The organism is Algibacter lectus (assembly GCF_004368925.1).
Lineage (GTDB): Bacteria > Bacteroidota > Bacteroidia > Flavobacteriales > Flavobacteriaceae > Algibacter > Algibacter lectus.
On sequence record NZ_SORL01000008.1, the window covers coordinates 1 to 15,001 of the forward strand.

Sequence of the window (15,001 nt, forward strand, 5' to 3'; positions counted from 1 at the left end):
ACTAAACAATATACTTATGAACTTTATAGCTAATTACGTTACCGTTTTTAGCGGCTGCAAACTTACAACCTTTTCTGAAACTCACAATGTTTTTTGATTCTTTTTTTAAAAGTTTTTTACCACTTTTAAAATCTTAATCAACCAACCTGTTTATGAACGTTACGCCTTTAAAGTTTTACCTTTTTTAGCGGGGTGCAAATATAGATCCCTTTTTGGTTCTGACAACCTTTTTTATGAAGTATTTTTAATTATTATTCGAAATCATTTTAATTAATTGATTTTTAGTATTTTACAATACTTCTTTTTTATTAGATTTTACTGTGATTTATATATTTAGTTGGATAACGCTTTACATCTCCGTGAATATAGCGCCATTTGCTGTAATTCTTACTTGTATATTTTGTTGCTTTTATTCGATTAGACTTGAGTTTTATTTCATTTTTTATGATTTAAGCAATAAAATCCTCTTATGTGATAGAGAAAACAAATACAATCTATTTGTTTTTCTTCTTCTACAATATGTTATACATATATTTTATAATAAAACTTACTACTATATAGACATCCTTTCTTAAGAACCTTATATTCTATCTACTTTAAAATTCATGTTCCTTATATATTGTAATATTATTAAAGACTCGATACCTCAACAGATTTAAAATTCACTTTTGAAGAAAATAAGCTTAACGGCCCAGCTCTGCGTTAGGGATTGAACGGCATGTTTGAGCTCTTTTTGTGTGGTTGCACCTATGCAACACAAAAAAGCGAGTAGTGAAAGCCCGACTCTTGATGCACGACTAAGGGTGCAGCAAGAGTAACGCCCAAATTATTCTAAAAGAAATATACCTATATATAATGACTAGGTTTAATATATTTACCGCATGTTTATGAATTCGACTTTTTTAAAACTTAATAAGCAGCCGTTGCTCCTTGCCCTTTTCTCTGTTTTACTCTATTGGGCTTTTGCTTATAGTTTGGTGCGGACCGATTATGTAAAGCTTATTGGGCTCTATGTCGCCTTGTTTGTGTTGTTTTACCGTTTGGTATCTGTTTTTAAAGACAACATTAAGCTTTTAACTTACTTAGCTTTTGGATTTAGGGTGATTTTTGTTTTAGCTATACCGAACTTATCTCAAGATTTTTATCGTTTTATTTGGGATGGACGAATGATTTTAGCTGGTTTTAACCCGTATCTCTTTACGCCTGAATCGTTTATAAATTCAGAACAACTACCTGTCGCGCAAGCCGAAACTTTGTACGCAGGAATGGGCGTGCTTAATGGTAGCCATTTTACAAATTACCCACCGATTAATCAACTTTGTTTTTTTATTGCTGCCCTTTTTTCAGGAAAGAGCATACTAGGTTCTGTGGTTGTTTTTAAACTCCTTATTATTACCGCAGATTTTGGAACGTTTTTTTATGGCAGCAAATTACTGAAACGACTCAATATTCCTGTCTGTAATATTTTCTGGTATATTTTAAATCCGTTTATAATTATTGAACTTACCGGGAATTTACACTTTGAGGGTGTAATGATTTTCTTTTTAATCTGGAGTTTGTATTTACTACATTGTGGAAAATGGCAATTTGCAGCTGTAGTTTTAGCTTTATCGATTAGTGTTAAGTTAATTCCTTTAATATTTCTACCACTGTTTTTTAAATGGTTTTTATTGAACACTGATGATAGTGCTACGAAAAAACCAAATTGGTTGAACGGCTTTTGGAAGTTAACTAGCTTTTACAGTATTGTTTTAATTACTACGCTCTTATTATTCTTGCCCTTTTTATCTGAAGCGTTTTTTAGAAACTATGCTAAAACGGTTGGCTTGTGGTTTCAGAATTTTGAATTTAACGCAAGTCTTTATTATATAGCACGTGAAATTGGATATACGTTTAGAGGTTATAATGAAATTGGTATTATAGGAAAGGTGACTCCAGTTTTAGTTATTCTATTTATTTTGATTGTTACTTTTTTCAGGAAGAACAAAACTATGGTTGAGTTGATTTCGGCTATGTTGCTTGTTTTATCTTTTTATTACTTTACAGCAACGACTATACATCCTTGGTATGTTGCAACCCTTTTAATTTTGAGCGTTTTTACTAAATATAAGTTTCCGTTAGTATGGAGTTTTGTAATTATACTAAGCTACTTGGCTTATGTAAATGTTGACAAAGCTGATAAATCGGAAAATTTATGGGTAATAGCTATAGAATATATTGTTGTGTACGCTGTTTTTATTTGGGAAGTATTCCTGAAGAAGGACATTAAAAAACTTAAAGCAACTTAAGAAGCTGTCTTTATAGTATGTTTTGATTCTGGTTTTTGAATAAAAAAAATATCGACCACCATTTACATGATGATCGATATAGTATATTGAACAAGCTAAATACTTGTTTGACTTATTAATTATAATGTTTTAGCAACAGTATTTATTGCTGCAATAGTAAAATCTAAATCATCGTAACTTAAAGCATCTGTAATAAACCAAGTTTCGAATGCACTTGGTGCAATGTAAACACCTGCATTTAGTAAACCGTGAAAAAACGCTTTGAAAGTATCGTTGTTTCCTTTTGCTGCCGAATTAAAATCGACAACCTCAGCGTCATCAAAATGAATAGAAATCATAGATCCTACTCTATTAATGGTGTGTGTGATATTATTTTCAGTTAAGACCTTAGCGATACCCGTATGCAAGTAAGCTGTTTTCTCTGCTAAACTAGTGAAAATTTCAGGCTTGTTGTTCAACTCAGTTAACATTGCTAAACCTGCAGCCATAGCCAACGGGTTTCCGCTTAATGTTCCTGCTTGATAAACAGGACCTATTGGCGCTAGGTAATTCATGATTTCGTTTCGAGCAGCAAAAGCCCCTACAGGTAAACCACCTCCTATTACTTTACCGAAGCATGCAATATCTGCCTTGATATTATATAATTCTTGAGCACCACCTTTTGCTAAACGGAAGCCGGTCATGACTTCATCAAAAATTAAAAGGATATTATTTACTGTACAAACTTCTCTTAGAGCTTCTAAAAAACCTTTTGTTGGAGGTATACACCCCATATTACCAGCTACAGGTTCTATAATAACACAAGCAATTTCATTTTTATTCGCTTCTACTAATGCTTTAACATTTTCGATATCATTATAAGTAGCCAACAAGGTGTCTTTTGCCGTACCTTTTGTAACACCCGGACTATTGGGTGTACCGAAAGTACTTGCGCCACTTCCGGCTTGAATTAAAAATGAATCGGAATGTCCATGATAACATCCTGCGAATTTTATAATTTTATCTTTCCCTGTAAAGCCACGTGCTAAACGCACCGCACTCATACAAGCTTCGGTTCCCGAATTTACAAACCTAATTTTATCAATATTAGGCACCATAGAAACCGCTAGTTCTGCAATTTGTGTTTCTATTTCGGTAGGCATCCCAAAAGACGTGCCTTTTTTAGCTTTTTCTATTACCGCATTTACAACAGGCTCGTGGGCGTGCCCTAAAATCATAGGTCCCCAAGAATTAATATAGTCTATTAATCGGTTGCCATCTTCATCGTACAAATAAGCACCTTTGGCTTCTTTTACAAAAATTGGCGTTCCACCAACTCCATTAAACGCTCTAACCGGAGAGTTCACACCTCCAGGAATTACTTTTTCTGCCTCAGCAAACAAGGCGCTACTTCGTTTATAAATCATATATATTATTTTGGACTCACTGTTAAAATTTGTCCTATTTTTATGTTATTATCTTCTAAATCATTTAGAGCTTTTAAATCTTCAACGCTAATATTATGCATTTTGGATATATAATATAGGGTATCTCCCTTCACAACAACATGCGTAATTTGTTTTGGAACCTCGCGAATACTAACCACATTAGTTTTTGCGTTCACTTCAATTTTATTTCTTTCTTTTAAATTTGAAGAAGCTTTTCTACTATCATATTTATCCAAATTATAACGTTCGATTAAACTAATTAATTTAGCAGGATATTTAGGATCGGTTGCATAACCCGCAGCTTTTAAGCCCTTAGCCCAACCTTTGTAATCGTTTTTTTTCAATTTGAATAAACCAGCATAACGACTACGTTCTGATAAAAATAATGAGTGATCGCGAAAAGAATTGCTAGCATCGTCATATTTTCTAAAACATTCTTGTGCGGCATCATCATCATGATAAATTCTATCTCCATCCCAAGTATGACATTTTATACCAAAATGATTATTGGCTTCTTTAGCAAGACGCCCATTTCCTGAGGCCGATTCTAATATACCTTGCGCTAAAGTAATACTTGCTGGTATATTATAACGTTCCATTTCGTCAACAGCAACTCGTGCATAAGTTGCTATATATTCGTCTGTAGCATTTGCATATGTTGTAGTGGAAACTGTATTACCAGATGTTGTTCTAACCGTTTCCTTTTCATTGTTTTTTACAACACGCTCGGTTTTAGTCTTCTTCTTTTTAGTAACTACTGTTTTTTTAGATTTACAACTAAAACACACAGCTACAACACATAGCAACATTAAAAACTTCTTCATTCTTTCTCTATTCAATTAATGGTAAATTTTTCTTTTTCAAATTAACGTTCATTCCTTTAATACCTTGTAAACCTCCAGTATGTATCGCTAATATTTTTGAACCTTTCGGGAATTTTCCTTTTTCAATTAAATCGAAAATACCATATAGCATTTTTCCTGTATAAACAGGATCTAGTGCGATGTTATTTTCTAACTTAAACTGATTAATAAAACTTACTAATTCTGAATTTATTTTAGCATAACCACCAAAATGATACTTTAGAATTAATTCCCAATTTGTTTTGGTTGCAAATTTACTAATATCTTCTTGTAAAAAGTCGCCTTTTAAAGCCGGAAAACCCAAAATTTGTTGATTTGATTTTGAAGCATTGATAAGTCCTGAGATTGTCCCTCCAGTTCCAGCAGCACAACAGATATAATCGAAACTAGCGTCTTCAGCGGTTAAAATTTCCTCACAACCTTTTACAGCTAAAGTATTTGTACCTCCTTCCGGAATATTGTAGAATTCTTTAAATTCTTCTTTTAAGCTATTTATAAAATCTGTAGACGTTTTATTTCTATAAGCTTCACGCGATACAAACTTAAACTGCATACCACATGCCTTAGCATAGCTTAAAGTCGCATTGCTATCAATTTTATCAATTAGCTCCTCACCACGAATAACACCAATAGTTTTAAGTCCATAAATTTGACCTGCCGAAGCTACAGCTGCAATATGATTAGAATAAGCACCACCAAAAGTAAGCAGCGTTTTACAACCTAAACCCTGAGCTTCAAGAATATTATATTTAAGCTTTCGGTATTTATTTCCTGAAACAAAATCGTGAATAGCATCTTCTCGCTTTAAATAAAGCTCTACAGTACTATTATCAGGCAACTTCACCCTTTGATTTACGCTATTTTCCAGTTGAAAAATCATGGTTTCAAAGATACTTTAAAAATCTCCAAAACCGACGTTCATTTAAATATTGTAAGTTCCTTTCGTTTACATAAGCTTCTTTTTCAAAGGAAATATTTATGTAAGCCGCGTGCCAATTTTTATGTTGAATAAAACGAAACACAAACTCTAAAACATACCATATATAGAAAGGAAGAATAAGCAGCTCTAGTTGTTGCTTTAAATGAATTTTTTCGTGATTAAGTAACACAGTATCATTCTTCATTTTTTTAGTTTTCAAAAACACGAATGGATATAAGGTAATACCAGAATACCCTTTTGGAACTAAATATTTAGAAATGAAAACCATATTATAGAGGAAACAAAAACCAATCCAAGATATAAAAGTTTTCAGAAATAAATAATTTGATTTTACGTTATCTTTGTAATCTATGAAAAAAATTATCCCAATTGAAGATGGCGATTTTTACTGGACACCGGAAGGTTACCGTTGTTTTACAGCGCAATACTTACTAAAACGAGAATATTGTTGCGAAAGCGGATGCCGCCATTGCCCTTATGGATTTAACGAGAAAACCAAGAATAGTAAACGTTAAAATAATTACAGCCGATTAAAAAAACAATATATTGGTATGATTATTGATACTTTAAAAAAACACAAAACCAACTTAAAATCAATGAAATAACTAAAAGTTGTACATTGAAAATAGAAACAAAAAAACAAAAAAAAAACGCTTCCTTATGAAAACATTTTTAAAAACATTACCGCTTTTAGCCTTGTTGATCGTGGTTACTTCGTGTAGTTCGGTTAAAGTTGCTGCCGATTATGACAAAGACGCTAACTTTAATAGCTATAAAACATTTGCCTTTTTTAAAACAGGTATTGACAAAGCTGAAATTAGCGATTTAGATAAACGACGTATTTTACGAGCTATTGAAGCAGAACTTATTGCAAAAGGCTTTACTAAATCTGAAGATCCAGACTTATTAATTAGCTTATTTACAAAAGCAAACCAACGTGTTGACGTTTACAATAACTCTTGGGGTAGAGGCGCCTGGGGTTGGGGCGGTTACGGTGGCTTTGGTCCTGGATGGGGCTGGGGTTTTAATCAACCAAGCGTATCAACATCTACACAAGGTGTTTTATTTATTGATTTAATCGATGCCAAGAAAAAAGAATTAGTTTGGCAAGGTATGGGTAGCGGTTATTTAACCCAAAATATGGAAAAGAAAGATGAGCGCATTAAAGAGTTTGTTGCGGAAATTATGATGAAATATCCTCCGGAAGTGAATAAATAATTATAAAAAAAGGCGATTCTAATATTAGAATCGCCTTTTTTTATATCTCACTTTTCAATTCCTATTGTAAGCTTAGCTTTAAAGCATCATAAGATTGAGAATCAATACCTACTAACCCGTATTTCACTTCGCCTTGCTTTATTACCGATCCCTTTATATCAAAATTTTCTAATTCAGTTTTAAACTTTTTATTAGCAGAACTTGCTGCTATTAAGTTTCCTGCTGCTAAACCAGGTCCTAAAATTAAGCCTACAGGCGTTGAACTCGTTGTTTCTTGTAACCCATACTCGTTTGTTTTAGTTGTGTAAAAATTAACCGGAGTTAATAACAAATAAAACAAATGTGTTGCCGGGCTTTGTTTTAAAGTTTTGAAAGTTTTCTCTTTATCTAAAACATAAATTTCATTTCCGTTTGCATAAACCAAGTTTAAATCTCTTCCGAAAACTAAATCTCTTTCAGAATTATTAGAAATTTTTACAGCTACCAATCGTATACCTTTTTTATCTTCTTTCTTAGAGTACTTCTTATCGAGCAAATCGTATTTATATTCTAATGTTACTCCTTCCGCTTCAGCTTTAGATACGTAATTTAAGTTATTTGGCTCAATCACTCTGTAGCGTGATGCACAATTAAAGAAAGATAGAACAAAGGCAAATACACAAAGTAGTTTATTAAATTTCATATAGGTGATTTTTAAATTTGAGCGAAAATAAAACTATTATTAGCTTACCACCAATACATATAGTAGAAATGAAAAAAGACCATTATTACACTCTACACAATCAAAATAAATGAAACAAAACACTATACCAATGAATAATTCGTATTTTTACATAAGTAAAACCGTTTATATTTATGGATACATCAATAGAACCAAACGCTATTTTAAATCGTTTACCAAAGCATCTAAAGCAATTTATAAAGCCACAAAACTATACCGATTACTCAGCAATAGATCAGGCAGTTTGGCGCTATGTGATGCGTAAAAATGTTAGTTTCTTAAAAACGGTAGCACACAAATCGTATTTAGACGGACTAAAACTTACAGGAATCTCTATTGATAGTATACCCAACATGTATGGCATGAATCGTATTTTAAAAGATATTGGTTGGGCCGCTGTAGCCGTAGATGGGTTTATTCCGCCAAATGCTTTTATGGAATTTCAAGCTTATAATGTTTTGGTTATTGCCAGTAACATTAGACAATTGGAACATATTGAATACACTCCCGCTCCCGACATTATTCATGAAGGTGCAGGCCACGCTCCTATTATTGCAAACCCAGAATATGCCGAATACTTACGTCGTTTTGGAGAAATTGGTTGTAAAGCTATTTCTTCAGCTAAAGATTACGAACTCTACGAAGCCGTTAGACACTTATCTATTATAAAAGAAGCATCGAATGCTAACGAAGACGCTATTGCTTCCGCGGAAAAAAAAGTAAAACATCTACAGCAAAATATGGGTACACCAAGCGAAATGTCTTTAATACGAAATTTACATTGGTGGACAGTAGAGTATGGATTAATTGGTAGCATTGAAAACCCCAAGATTTATGGAGCCGGCTTACTATCTTCTATTGGGGAAAGCGCATGGTGCATTACCGATAAAGTAAAAAAATTACCGTACACAATCAACGCAACTTATCAAGATTTTGATATTACAAAACCACAGCCTCAACTTTTTGTAACACCTAATTTTGCGCATTTAAGCTTAATTTTAGAAGAATTTGCCAATACCATGTCTGTTAGAAAAGGCGGTCTTTTGGGTGTAAAAAAGCTTATTGAATCTGAAGCTTTAGGATCTATAGAACTGAGTACAGGACTTCAAATTTCAGGCGTTTTCTCTGATGTAAAAGATAGTGACGGACAAGTAATTTACATACAAACCAAAGGCAAAACAGCTTTAGCTTACCGAGAAAAAGAATTGGTTGGTCACGGCACCAAAAATCATACTAACGGTTTTGGTTCGCCTATCGGAAAATTAAAAGGTATAAACATTGCCATTGAAGATATGAGTCCGCGTGATTTAAGCGCCTACAATATATATGAAGAAAAAGTAACCACACTAGAATTTGAAGGTGGCGTAACCGTTTCTGGAGAAATTATTACCGGCAAACGCAATCTTCAAGGTAAAATAATTCTTATCAGTTTTAACAATTGTACTGTAACGCACTTAGATTCTATATTATTTAAACCAGAATTTGGCATCTATCATATGGCCGTGGGTAAAACGGTTGTTTCTGCTTTTTCTGGTCCTGCCGATTTAAATAGTTTTGATTTAATAACACATAAACCTTCATCTAAAACTATTCATATTAAAAAATCTAAAAGACGATTAGAACTCGAAAATCTCTATCAACAAATTAGAGACTATCGTGAAGGAAAAAACAAGACCATTTCGAGAACAAAAGTACTAGAAGAACTTATGGAAAACCACCCGACAGATTGGCTTCTAGCTATAGAAATTTTTGAATTGGCTTCTATTGAAAATGAAACCAAGCTTTGTAACAGTATTGTTAAACACTTAGAAACCGTAAAACAAAACAGACCAAACGTTGGGCAATTAATTGACGACGGATTAGAAATTGTTAGAACAACTAAACAGCTCGCTTAAACTTAACGAAAGCGTTTTAATGTGTTTTTTGTGAACTCACTAAGCACTAATTTTCCGCTAATTTTAGCGCGTTCACTTAGTAAATCGTCCCAGTAATCGGTACCGACCCACATCACTTTTTTCATTTCTTTTACTGCTTCTTGGTTATAACTTGCTAACTTAGTTACCAAAACTTTAACAGCATTATCCAGTTCTTCTACGGTTTCAAACACTTCAGAAAACAAGCCTTTTTCTTTTGCAAATTCCGAAGAAAAAAACGTTTCTGCATCTATAGTCATTTGCGACATGGCATTCTTGCCAATTTTTCTAGAAACAGCAGGCTCAATCACAAATGGACCAATACCAATACTTAATTCACTTAATTTAATAGAAGCATATTGGGTTGCTAAACAATAATCGGTCGCTGCCGCCAAACCAACACCTCCACCAACACTTTTACCTTGCACTCTGCCAATAATAAACTTTGGGCATTTTCGCATGGCATTAATTACTTTTGCAAAACCAGAGAAAAACTGAAAACCTGTTTCTTCATCTTCAATCGCTATTATTTCATTAAAACTTGCTCCGGCACAAAATGTTCTATCGCCTCCACTTTTTAAAACAATTACATTTACATCATCATTTTCACCAGCACCTTTAATAGTTTGCGCCAGTAAATCTAAAATATCGCTTGGCATAGAATTTCTATTGGGATGATAAAACTCCACATATCCAACTTTATTCTCTATATTTAACGTAACGTATGGCTCCATGTTTATTTAATAAATTAAGATTTGAATATACATAAAATTATTAAGTAACAGCAGTTACATTCTTTTAATAAAACATAACCATATTTGCTTAAAATTATAAAAAAATGGGACTATTAAATTTTCTTTTCGGTAACAAAAACAACGCTATAACCGAGTTTAAAGAAAAAGGCGCAATAATTATTGATGTACGAACACCTGGCGAATACCAACAAGGTGCAATTACAGGTTCTAAAAACATACCGTTACAGACTATAAACACTAAAATAGACTACATAAAAAAGCTTAACAAGCCCGTTATTACATGTTGTGCAAGCGGTGGACGCTCTGCAAATGCTGCAAAAATTTTAAACACAAACAACATAGAAGCTACTAATGGCGGCGGCTGGAAAAGCCTACAGGGGAAACTATAATTTTAGATTAAGTAGTTCTTCTGTTTTGGTAATTGGCGTACTATTATATTGCAGTGTCCAGCCCAAAGAATTGGTTAAAATATAGAATTTAGAAAGCTCGCTTATTAAACGGTTTTGCGCATTACTTTTTAAATCTGATTTTTCTAGTTTTTTGTCTAAAGATTTATTGACAATAGCTTTAATATCATTATAATCTTTAGCTTCGAAGGGGTTTAAAAAATCGGCTTGTATATCGTAGTATTCAAAATCTGGACTAATTTTGATTTCTTCTTTTGGAATACTAATAATAGTTAATGTTTTAGTAGCCTCATCGACCTGAAATTCAATTTTACTCAAATCGTAAGCAATAGTAACATCGGCATTAACAACTACGAGTGCCTTTTTTTCTGAAGTTAAGTAGGCTCCGAAAATGTCTTTAGAGTTTTTGTAATTAAACACCTCACTAAAATGCCCTTCGGTTACTATTAGTTTTCCAACATTTTTTATTTGCTCTTGTATAAGTGCCGAGCTCTCTTTAAGAACCATTTTATCTTCTTGTTTTTCACCACAATATTTAAAGATGAATAACACAACTAAAGTAATAACAACACCAAATAGAATTTTTCGCATATGGCTAAAATAAAAAAACATCAGTTTACTTCGACATATGAAGCCTAACTAATGTAATTTATGTTAGCAATTGCTAACGGTACAAATATAGACAACTACCGTTTCACTGGTGTTACATTAAGGTTAACAGTCTTTTAAATTAATAAAAACATAATTCACTATTCTGAAAAGTATAGAAATAAAAAACACCATCTGCAAAAATTATAAAAAATCTGCAAGAATGGTGTTTCTAAATGAACTGATTAATAGCAATCTAAAATTAACTGAATCATCTTTATTTGTGGTAATTTTTCGACAAAACGTTATTTAAATAAGTTTAAAAGCAATCTAGTTTCCCGACAAACAGTACCCTCTTAGCTTCTAAAAAAAATAATTACAGAAGGATGTTAGACTTAGACTACGTAAATAAGTGAATGATAAACTAAAAAACCATATGTGCAAACTGATTTTGAAGCTGCTCTTTTTTTATTTCTAGCTGTTTTAAAAACTTTAAATGAGCTTCGGAACTAGGATTAAAAGGTTTATGCTTCATCCCTTTTTGAACAACATCTACTTTATTCATTATTTTTGAAGTATCTGGAGACAACCAAACCTTTTGAAACTTCTCCCAAATATAGTTGATTGCTGTTGTATTCGGGTGAATCATATCTTCCGCGTAAAAACGATAATCTCTCAGTTCATCCATCATAATTTCATAGGAAGGAAAATAATAAGATTTATTAGATACTACAGCATGAATAGCCGCTAACAAATGTGCTTTACTTTGCGAGTTTTCAATAAAACCATCTTTTAAATGCCTTACTGGCGATACCGTAAAAATTACTGTTGCGTTATAGTTTACCGATCTAATTTGCGTTAATATATTTCTAAGTGTATTCGAAATTTCGTCTACAGACAATAACACTTTTTTGAATTGTTTTTGAGAAACTTTATGACAATTAGCAACTACATTATCACTTTCAGTAAAACTATAAACCCAAGCTGTGCCTAGCGTAATAATAATATGCGACGCGTTTTTTACATAATTTCCAGTAGCTACTACCTGTGTATTAAGTTGGTTTATTAAATTAGTTTTAGATGAATGACTTAATTTTGAATGTGCATCGAAACAATGCCATTGTTCGTTATGAAAAAACACATCACTTTCTGTGTATATTTTATGTTGAATGGCGTTTTCAATTAAATTATAAATTGCCTGCGGATGAAAAAGAATTCCAAATGGATTTTGATGACTCTTAAATTTGAAATACTCTAACTTTTCTCCGATGTTTTCAGAAAAACAACTACCAAACAAAAGCACTTCAGAACTATAATCTACTAAACCAATTTCATTCGAGACAAAAGGTATTTCCGTTTTCAATTTCATACTAATATTATAATTCTATGCTTCAAAAGTAAACATAAATGAACAAACCTATGTCGCTAGTTTATTTAAAAAGCTTACATTTGTTTAACAAAAACTAAAATACGTTGAACGAAATTAAAGACAACTTTACAATAAAAGACCTTGAAAATATTTCAGGAATTAAAGCGCATACTATTCGTATTTGGGAAAAACGATACAATTTATTAGCTCCAAAGCGAACAGATACCAATATAAGATACTACACTACCGAAAGCTTAAAAAAGCTCTTAAACATTGTATTACTAAAGGATAACAACTATAAAATTTCTAAAATTGCAGAAATGCCTTACGATGTTATTCAACACACCGCAAGAGAACTAGCCAACAAAAATGCCCTAAACCAACATTCTACGCAAGCTTTTAAACTTGCCATGATACAATTTGACAGCGTATTATTTAACACCACATACGCTAAACTCCTTCAACAAAACACCTTTAGTGAAGTTATAAAAACAAACTTAATACCCTTATTAAATTTTATTGGACTGCTCTGGCAAACTAACACTTTAATACCTGCACACGAACACTTTATATCAAATTTAATAACACAGAAAATATTAATTGAAACCGAAAAACTAGGCTATTCTAACTTAAGCGACACTACAACTTATGTGCTCTTTTTGCCAGAAAATGAAATACACGAAATTGGCTTACTCTATATTAACTACGAATTATTATTAAAAGGATACAAAACCATATATTTAGGACGAAGCTTACCAATGGACAACTTAAATTCCTTTTTTAATAGCGACTCTAAAATGTGTTTTATAACGTCTATTACCGTAAGTCCGAGTGTAGATCTAGTAGAAGGATACTTTAAAGATTTAGACAAAAACTTAGCACCAACACAACACAAACTACTAGCAGCAGGTTATAAATTACAGGAACTTGATGAATCGGCATTTAAATCGGACATTAAATTCTTTCCGAATATACTTCCTCTTTTAAAAGAAGTTTAATTAATTTAATTTTTGTTTAACTTATTTTGTATATTTGTTAAACAAAATGGAAAAACAAATACATATTATCGGATCCGGGTTCTCTGCCTTATCGGCGGCGTGCTATCTTGCACAAGCAGGATGCAACGTTGAAGTGTTAGAAAAAAACGAATTAATTGGAGGCAGAGCACGCCAATTAAAAAAGGATGGTTTTACATTCGACATGGGACCAACTTGGTACTGGATGCCGGATGTATTCGAAAAATTCTTTGCTGATTTTGGCAAAAAACCATCAGATTACTACGAGTTAGAAAAATTAGGCCCAGCTTACAAAGCTTACTTTGAAGACGGCGAAGCTCTTACAATCCCAGGAACTTTAAAAGAAATTTACGAACTTTTTGAGCGCGAAGAAGCAGGAAGCTCTAAACACTTAAAAGCCTTTTTAAAATCGGCTAAGTTTAATTACGATGTTTCTATTAACGATTTGGTTTACAAACCAGGTGTTTCTCCTTTAGAGTTGGTGACTCCAACAACCATTAGTAAAATTACTCAGTTCTTCTCGAGCATAAGAACTCAGGTAAGAAAAGATATAAAAAGCCCTAAATTAATCGAAATCTTAGAATTTCCCGTATTATTTCTCGGTGCTAAGCCAAGTAATACGCCAGCTTTTTATAACTTTATGAATTATGCCGATTTTGGTTTAGGTACCTGGCACCCAAAAGGTGGCATGCATAAAGTCATTGAAGCTATGGAATTACTAGCAAAAAGCTTAGGTGTTTCATTCAAAACAAATGCTAACGTAGAATCTATTGAAGTGGATGCAACCAAAAACATAAAAGGACTTACAGTTAATGGCGAATTTATTCCTTCGACATTAATTTTAAGTGGCGCAGATTACCACCATACAGAAACATTATTACCACAATCTCACCGTCAATATTCGGAAAAATATTGGGATAAGAAAGTTTTTGCTCCATCTTCTTTATTGTTTTATGTAGGGTTAGATAAAAAATTAAAGAATGTATGTCATCACACTTTATTTTTTGATACAGATTTTGACACCCATGCTAAAACCATTTACGATAACCCGAGTTGGCCAGAAGAACCTTTATTCTATGCAAGTTTTCCGTCCATAACGGATGATACTTTTGCTCCGGAACACCAAGAAGCGGCTACATTTTTAATTCCGTTAGCTCCAGATTTAGAGGATACACCAGAATTAAGAGAAAAATATTTCAACATTATAATAAAAAGGTTAGAAAAATTAACCGGCCAAAACGTTACAGATCATATTCTATTTAAAGAAAGCTTCTGTGTTAACGACTTTAAAAAAGATTACAACTCTTATAAAGGAAACGCTTATGGTTTGGCTAACATTTTGACACAAACCGCATTTTTAAGACCAAAAATAAAAAGTAAAAAAGTTAAGAACCTATATTTTACAGGGCAGCTAACAGTTCCTGGACCAGGAGTTCCTCCAGCATTAATTTCTGGAAAAATAGCTTCTGATTTAATTTTGAAAAACGATAACTAGA

14 protein-coding genes are annotated in these 15,001 nt (G+C 32.7%); 7 read left to right on the plus strand and 7 right to left on the minus strand.

Annotation, left to right across the window (positions count from 1 at the left end):
- Positions 1-881 precede the first annotated feature (881 nt).
- Positions 882-2,288, plus strand: a complete 1,407-nt coding sequence (locus DFQ06_RS08475; RefSeq protein ID WP_074937116.1) for an MptA/MptB family glycosyltransferase — start codon at positions 882-884, stop codon at positions 2,286-2,288.
- A 119-nt stretch (positions 2,289-2,407) separates the two neighbouring features.
- Here DFQ06_RS08475 and hemL read toward each other — a convergent pair whose 3' ends face one another.
- The 3 genes from hemL to DFQ06_RS08490 are packed head-to-tail and all read right to left on the minus strand — an operon-like array spanning position 2,408 to position 5,458.
- Positions 2,408-3,694, minus strand: coding sequence for a glutamate-1-semialdehyde 2,1-aminomutase (gene hemL / locus DFQ06_RS08480; RefSeq protein WP_133967228.1), 1,287 nt, complete (start codon positions 3,692-3,694; stop codon positions 2,408-2,410).
- Positions 3,695-3,699: 5 nt separating this feature from the next.
- Positions 3,700-4,539 carry a glucosaminidase domain-containing protein gene (locus DFQ06_RS08485; RefSeq protein ID WP_042502771.1) on the minus strand — a complete coding sequence of 280 codons (840 nt, stop codon included), beginning with the start codon at positions 4,537-4,539 and terminating at the stop codon, positions 3,700-3,702.
- Between the two features lie 7 nt (positions 4,540-4,546).
- Complete coding sequence (locus tag DFQ06_RS08490; RefSeq protein ID WP_133967230.1) at positions 4,547-5,458, minus strand: 1-aminocyclopropane-1-carboxylate deaminase/D-cysteine desulfhydrase; 912 nt, start codon at positions 5,456-5,458, stop codon at positions 4,547-4,549.
- A gap of 410 nt (positions 5,459-5,868) precedes the next feature.
- On the opposite strand from DFQ06_RS08490, the gene DFQ06_RS19400 reads away from it, so the two are divergent.
- Positions 5,869-6,033, plus strand: coding sequence for a C1orf53 family protein (locus tag DFQ06_RS19400; RefSeq protein ID WP_159018398.1), 165 nt, complete (start codon positions 5,869-5,871; stop codon positions 6,031-6,033).
- Between the two features lie 145 nt (positions 6,034-6,178).
- Positions 6,179-6,736 carry a DUF4136 domain-containing protein gene (locus tag DFQ06_RS08500; protein WP_133967233.1) on the plus strand — a complete coding sequence of 186 codons (558 nt, stop codon included), beginning with the start codon at positions 6,179-6,181 and terminating at the stop codon, positions 6,734-6,736.
- A gap of 61 nt (positions 6,737-6,797) precedes the next feature.
- On the opposite strand, the gene DFQ06_RS08505 is transcribed toward DFQ06_RS08500, so the two are convergent.
- Positions 6,798-7,418 (minus strand): hypothetical protein, encoded by a 621-nt coding sequence (locus tag DFQ06_RS08505; protein WP_042502684.1) that lies wholly within the window; start codon positions 7,416-7,418, stop codon positions 6,798-6,800.
- Between the two features lie 173 nt (positions 7,419-7,591).
- Between DFQ06_RS08505 and DFQ06_RS08510 the strand changes: the two genes are divergently transcribed.
- Positions 7,592-9,352, plus strand: coding sequence for an aromatic amino acid hydroxylase (locus tag DFQ06_RS08510; RefSeq protein ID WP_133967235.1), 1,761 nt, complete (start codon positions 7,592-7,594; stop codon positions 9,350-9,352).
- 2 nt (positions 9,353-9,354) lie between these two features.
- Here DFQ06_RS08510 and DFQ06_RS08515 read toward each other — a convergent pair whose 3' ends face one another.
- Entirely contained in the window at positions 9,355-10,104 is a 750-nt protein-coding gene (locus DFQ06_RS08515; protein ID WP_133967237.1) for an enoyl-CoA hydratase/isomerase family protein, read from the minus strand.
- A 104-nt stretch (positions 10,105-10,208) separates the two neighbouring features.
- On the opposite strand from DFQ06_RS08515, the gene DFQ06_RS08520 reads away from it, so the two are divergent.
- Positions 10,209-10,514 carry a rhodanese-like domain-containing protein gene (locus tag DFQ06_RS08520; protein WP_133967239.1) on the plus strand — a complete coding sequence of 102 codons (306 nt, stop codon included), beginning with the start codon at positions 10,209-10,211 and terminating at the stop codon, positions 10,512-10,514.
- On the opposite strand, the gene DFQ06_RS08525 is transcribed toward DFQ06_RS08520, so the two are convergent.
- A complete protein-coding gene (locus tag DFQ06_RS08525) occupies positions 10,509-11,123 on the minus strand; it encodes a DUF4230 domain-containing protein (protein WP_133967241.1) in 615 nt (204 codons plus the stop codon). The genes DFQ06_RS08520 and DFQ06_RS08525 overlap by 6 nt on opposite strands.
- Before the next feature lie 421 nt (positions 11,124-11,544).
- Positions 11,545-12,489: a GSCFA domain-containing protein gene (locus DFQ06_RS08530; protein WP_133967243.1), complete on the minus strand. Its 945-nt coding sequence runs from the start codon at positions 12,487-12,489 to the stop codon at positions 11,545-11,547.
- Positions 12,490-12,593: 104 nt separating this feature from the next.
- Between DFQ06_RS08530 and DFQ06_RS08535 the strand changes: the two genes are divergently transcribed.
- Both DFQ06_RS08535 and DFQ06_RS08540 read left to right on the plus strand, forming a co-directional pair.
- Positions 12,594-13,487, plus strand: coding sequence for a MerR family transcriptional regulator (locus DFQ06_RS08535; RefSeq protein WP_042496753.1), 894 nt, complete (start codon positions 12,594-12,596; stop codon positions 13,485-13,487).
- A 46-nt stretch (positions 13,488-13,533) separates the two neighbouring features.
- On the plus strand, positions 13,534-15,000 hold the full coding sequence (locus DFQ06_RS08540; RefSeq protein WP_133967245.1) for a phytoene desaturase family protein: 1,467 nt from the start codon (positions 13,534-13,536) through the stop codon (positions 14,998-15,000).
- Position 15,001 lies beyond the last annotated feature (1 nt).

Bases quoted from the DNA above. Each gene is read 5' to 3' on its own strand.
- DFQ06_RS08475 (WP_074937116.1), top strand. From the start codon at position 882: ATGTTTATGAATTCGACTTTTTTAAAACTTAATAAGCAGCCGTTGCTC.
- hemL (WP_133967228.1), bottom strand. From the start codon at position 3,694: ATGATTTATAAACGAAGTAGCGCCTTGTTTGCTGAGGCAGAAAAAGTA.
- DFQ06_RS08485 (WP_042502771.1), bottom strand. From the start codon at position 4,539: ATGAAGAAGTTTTTAATGTTGCTATGTGTTGTAGCTGTGTGTTTTAGT.
- DFQ06_RS08510 (WP_133967235.1), top strand. From the start codon at position 7,592: ATGGATACATCAATAGAACCAAACGCTATTTTAAATCGTTTACCAAAG.
- DFQ06_RS08540 (WP_133967245.1), top strand. From the start codon at position 13,534: ATGGAAAAACAAATACATATTATCGGATCCGGGTTCTCTGCCTTATCG.
- DFQ06_RS08530 (WP_133967243.1), bottom strand. From the start codon at position 12,489: ATGAAATTGAAAACGGAAATACCTTTTGTCTCGAATGAAATTGGTTTA.
- DFQ06_RS08490 (WP_133967230.1), bottom strand. From the start codon at position 5,458: ATGATTTTTCAACTGGAAAATAGCGTAAATCAAAGGGTGAAGTTGCCT.
- DFQ06_RS08525 (WP_133967241.1), bottom strand. From the start codon at position 11,123: ATGCGAAAAATTCTATTTGGTGTTGTTATTACTTTAGTTGTGTTATTC.
- DFQ06_RS08515 (WP_133967237.1), bottom strand. From the start codon at position 10,104: ATGGAGCCATACGTTACGTTAAATATAGAGAATAAAGTTGGATATGTG.
- DFQ06_RS19400 (WP_159018398.1), top strand. From the start codon at position 5,869: ATGAAAAAAATTATCCCAATTGAAGATGGCGATTTTTACTGGACACCG.
- DFQ06_RS08500 (WP_133967233.1), top strand. From the start codon at position 6,179: ATGAAAACATTTTTAAAAACATTACCGCTTTTAGCCTTGTTGATCGTG.
- DFQ06_RS08505 (WP_042502684.1), bottom strand. From the start codon at position 7,418: ATGAAATTTAATAAACTACTTTGTGTATTTGCCTTTGTTCTATCTTTC.
- DFQ06_RS08520 (WP_133967239.1), top strand. From the start codon at position 10,209: ATGGGACTATTAAATTTTCTTTTCGGTAACAAAAACAACGCTATAACC.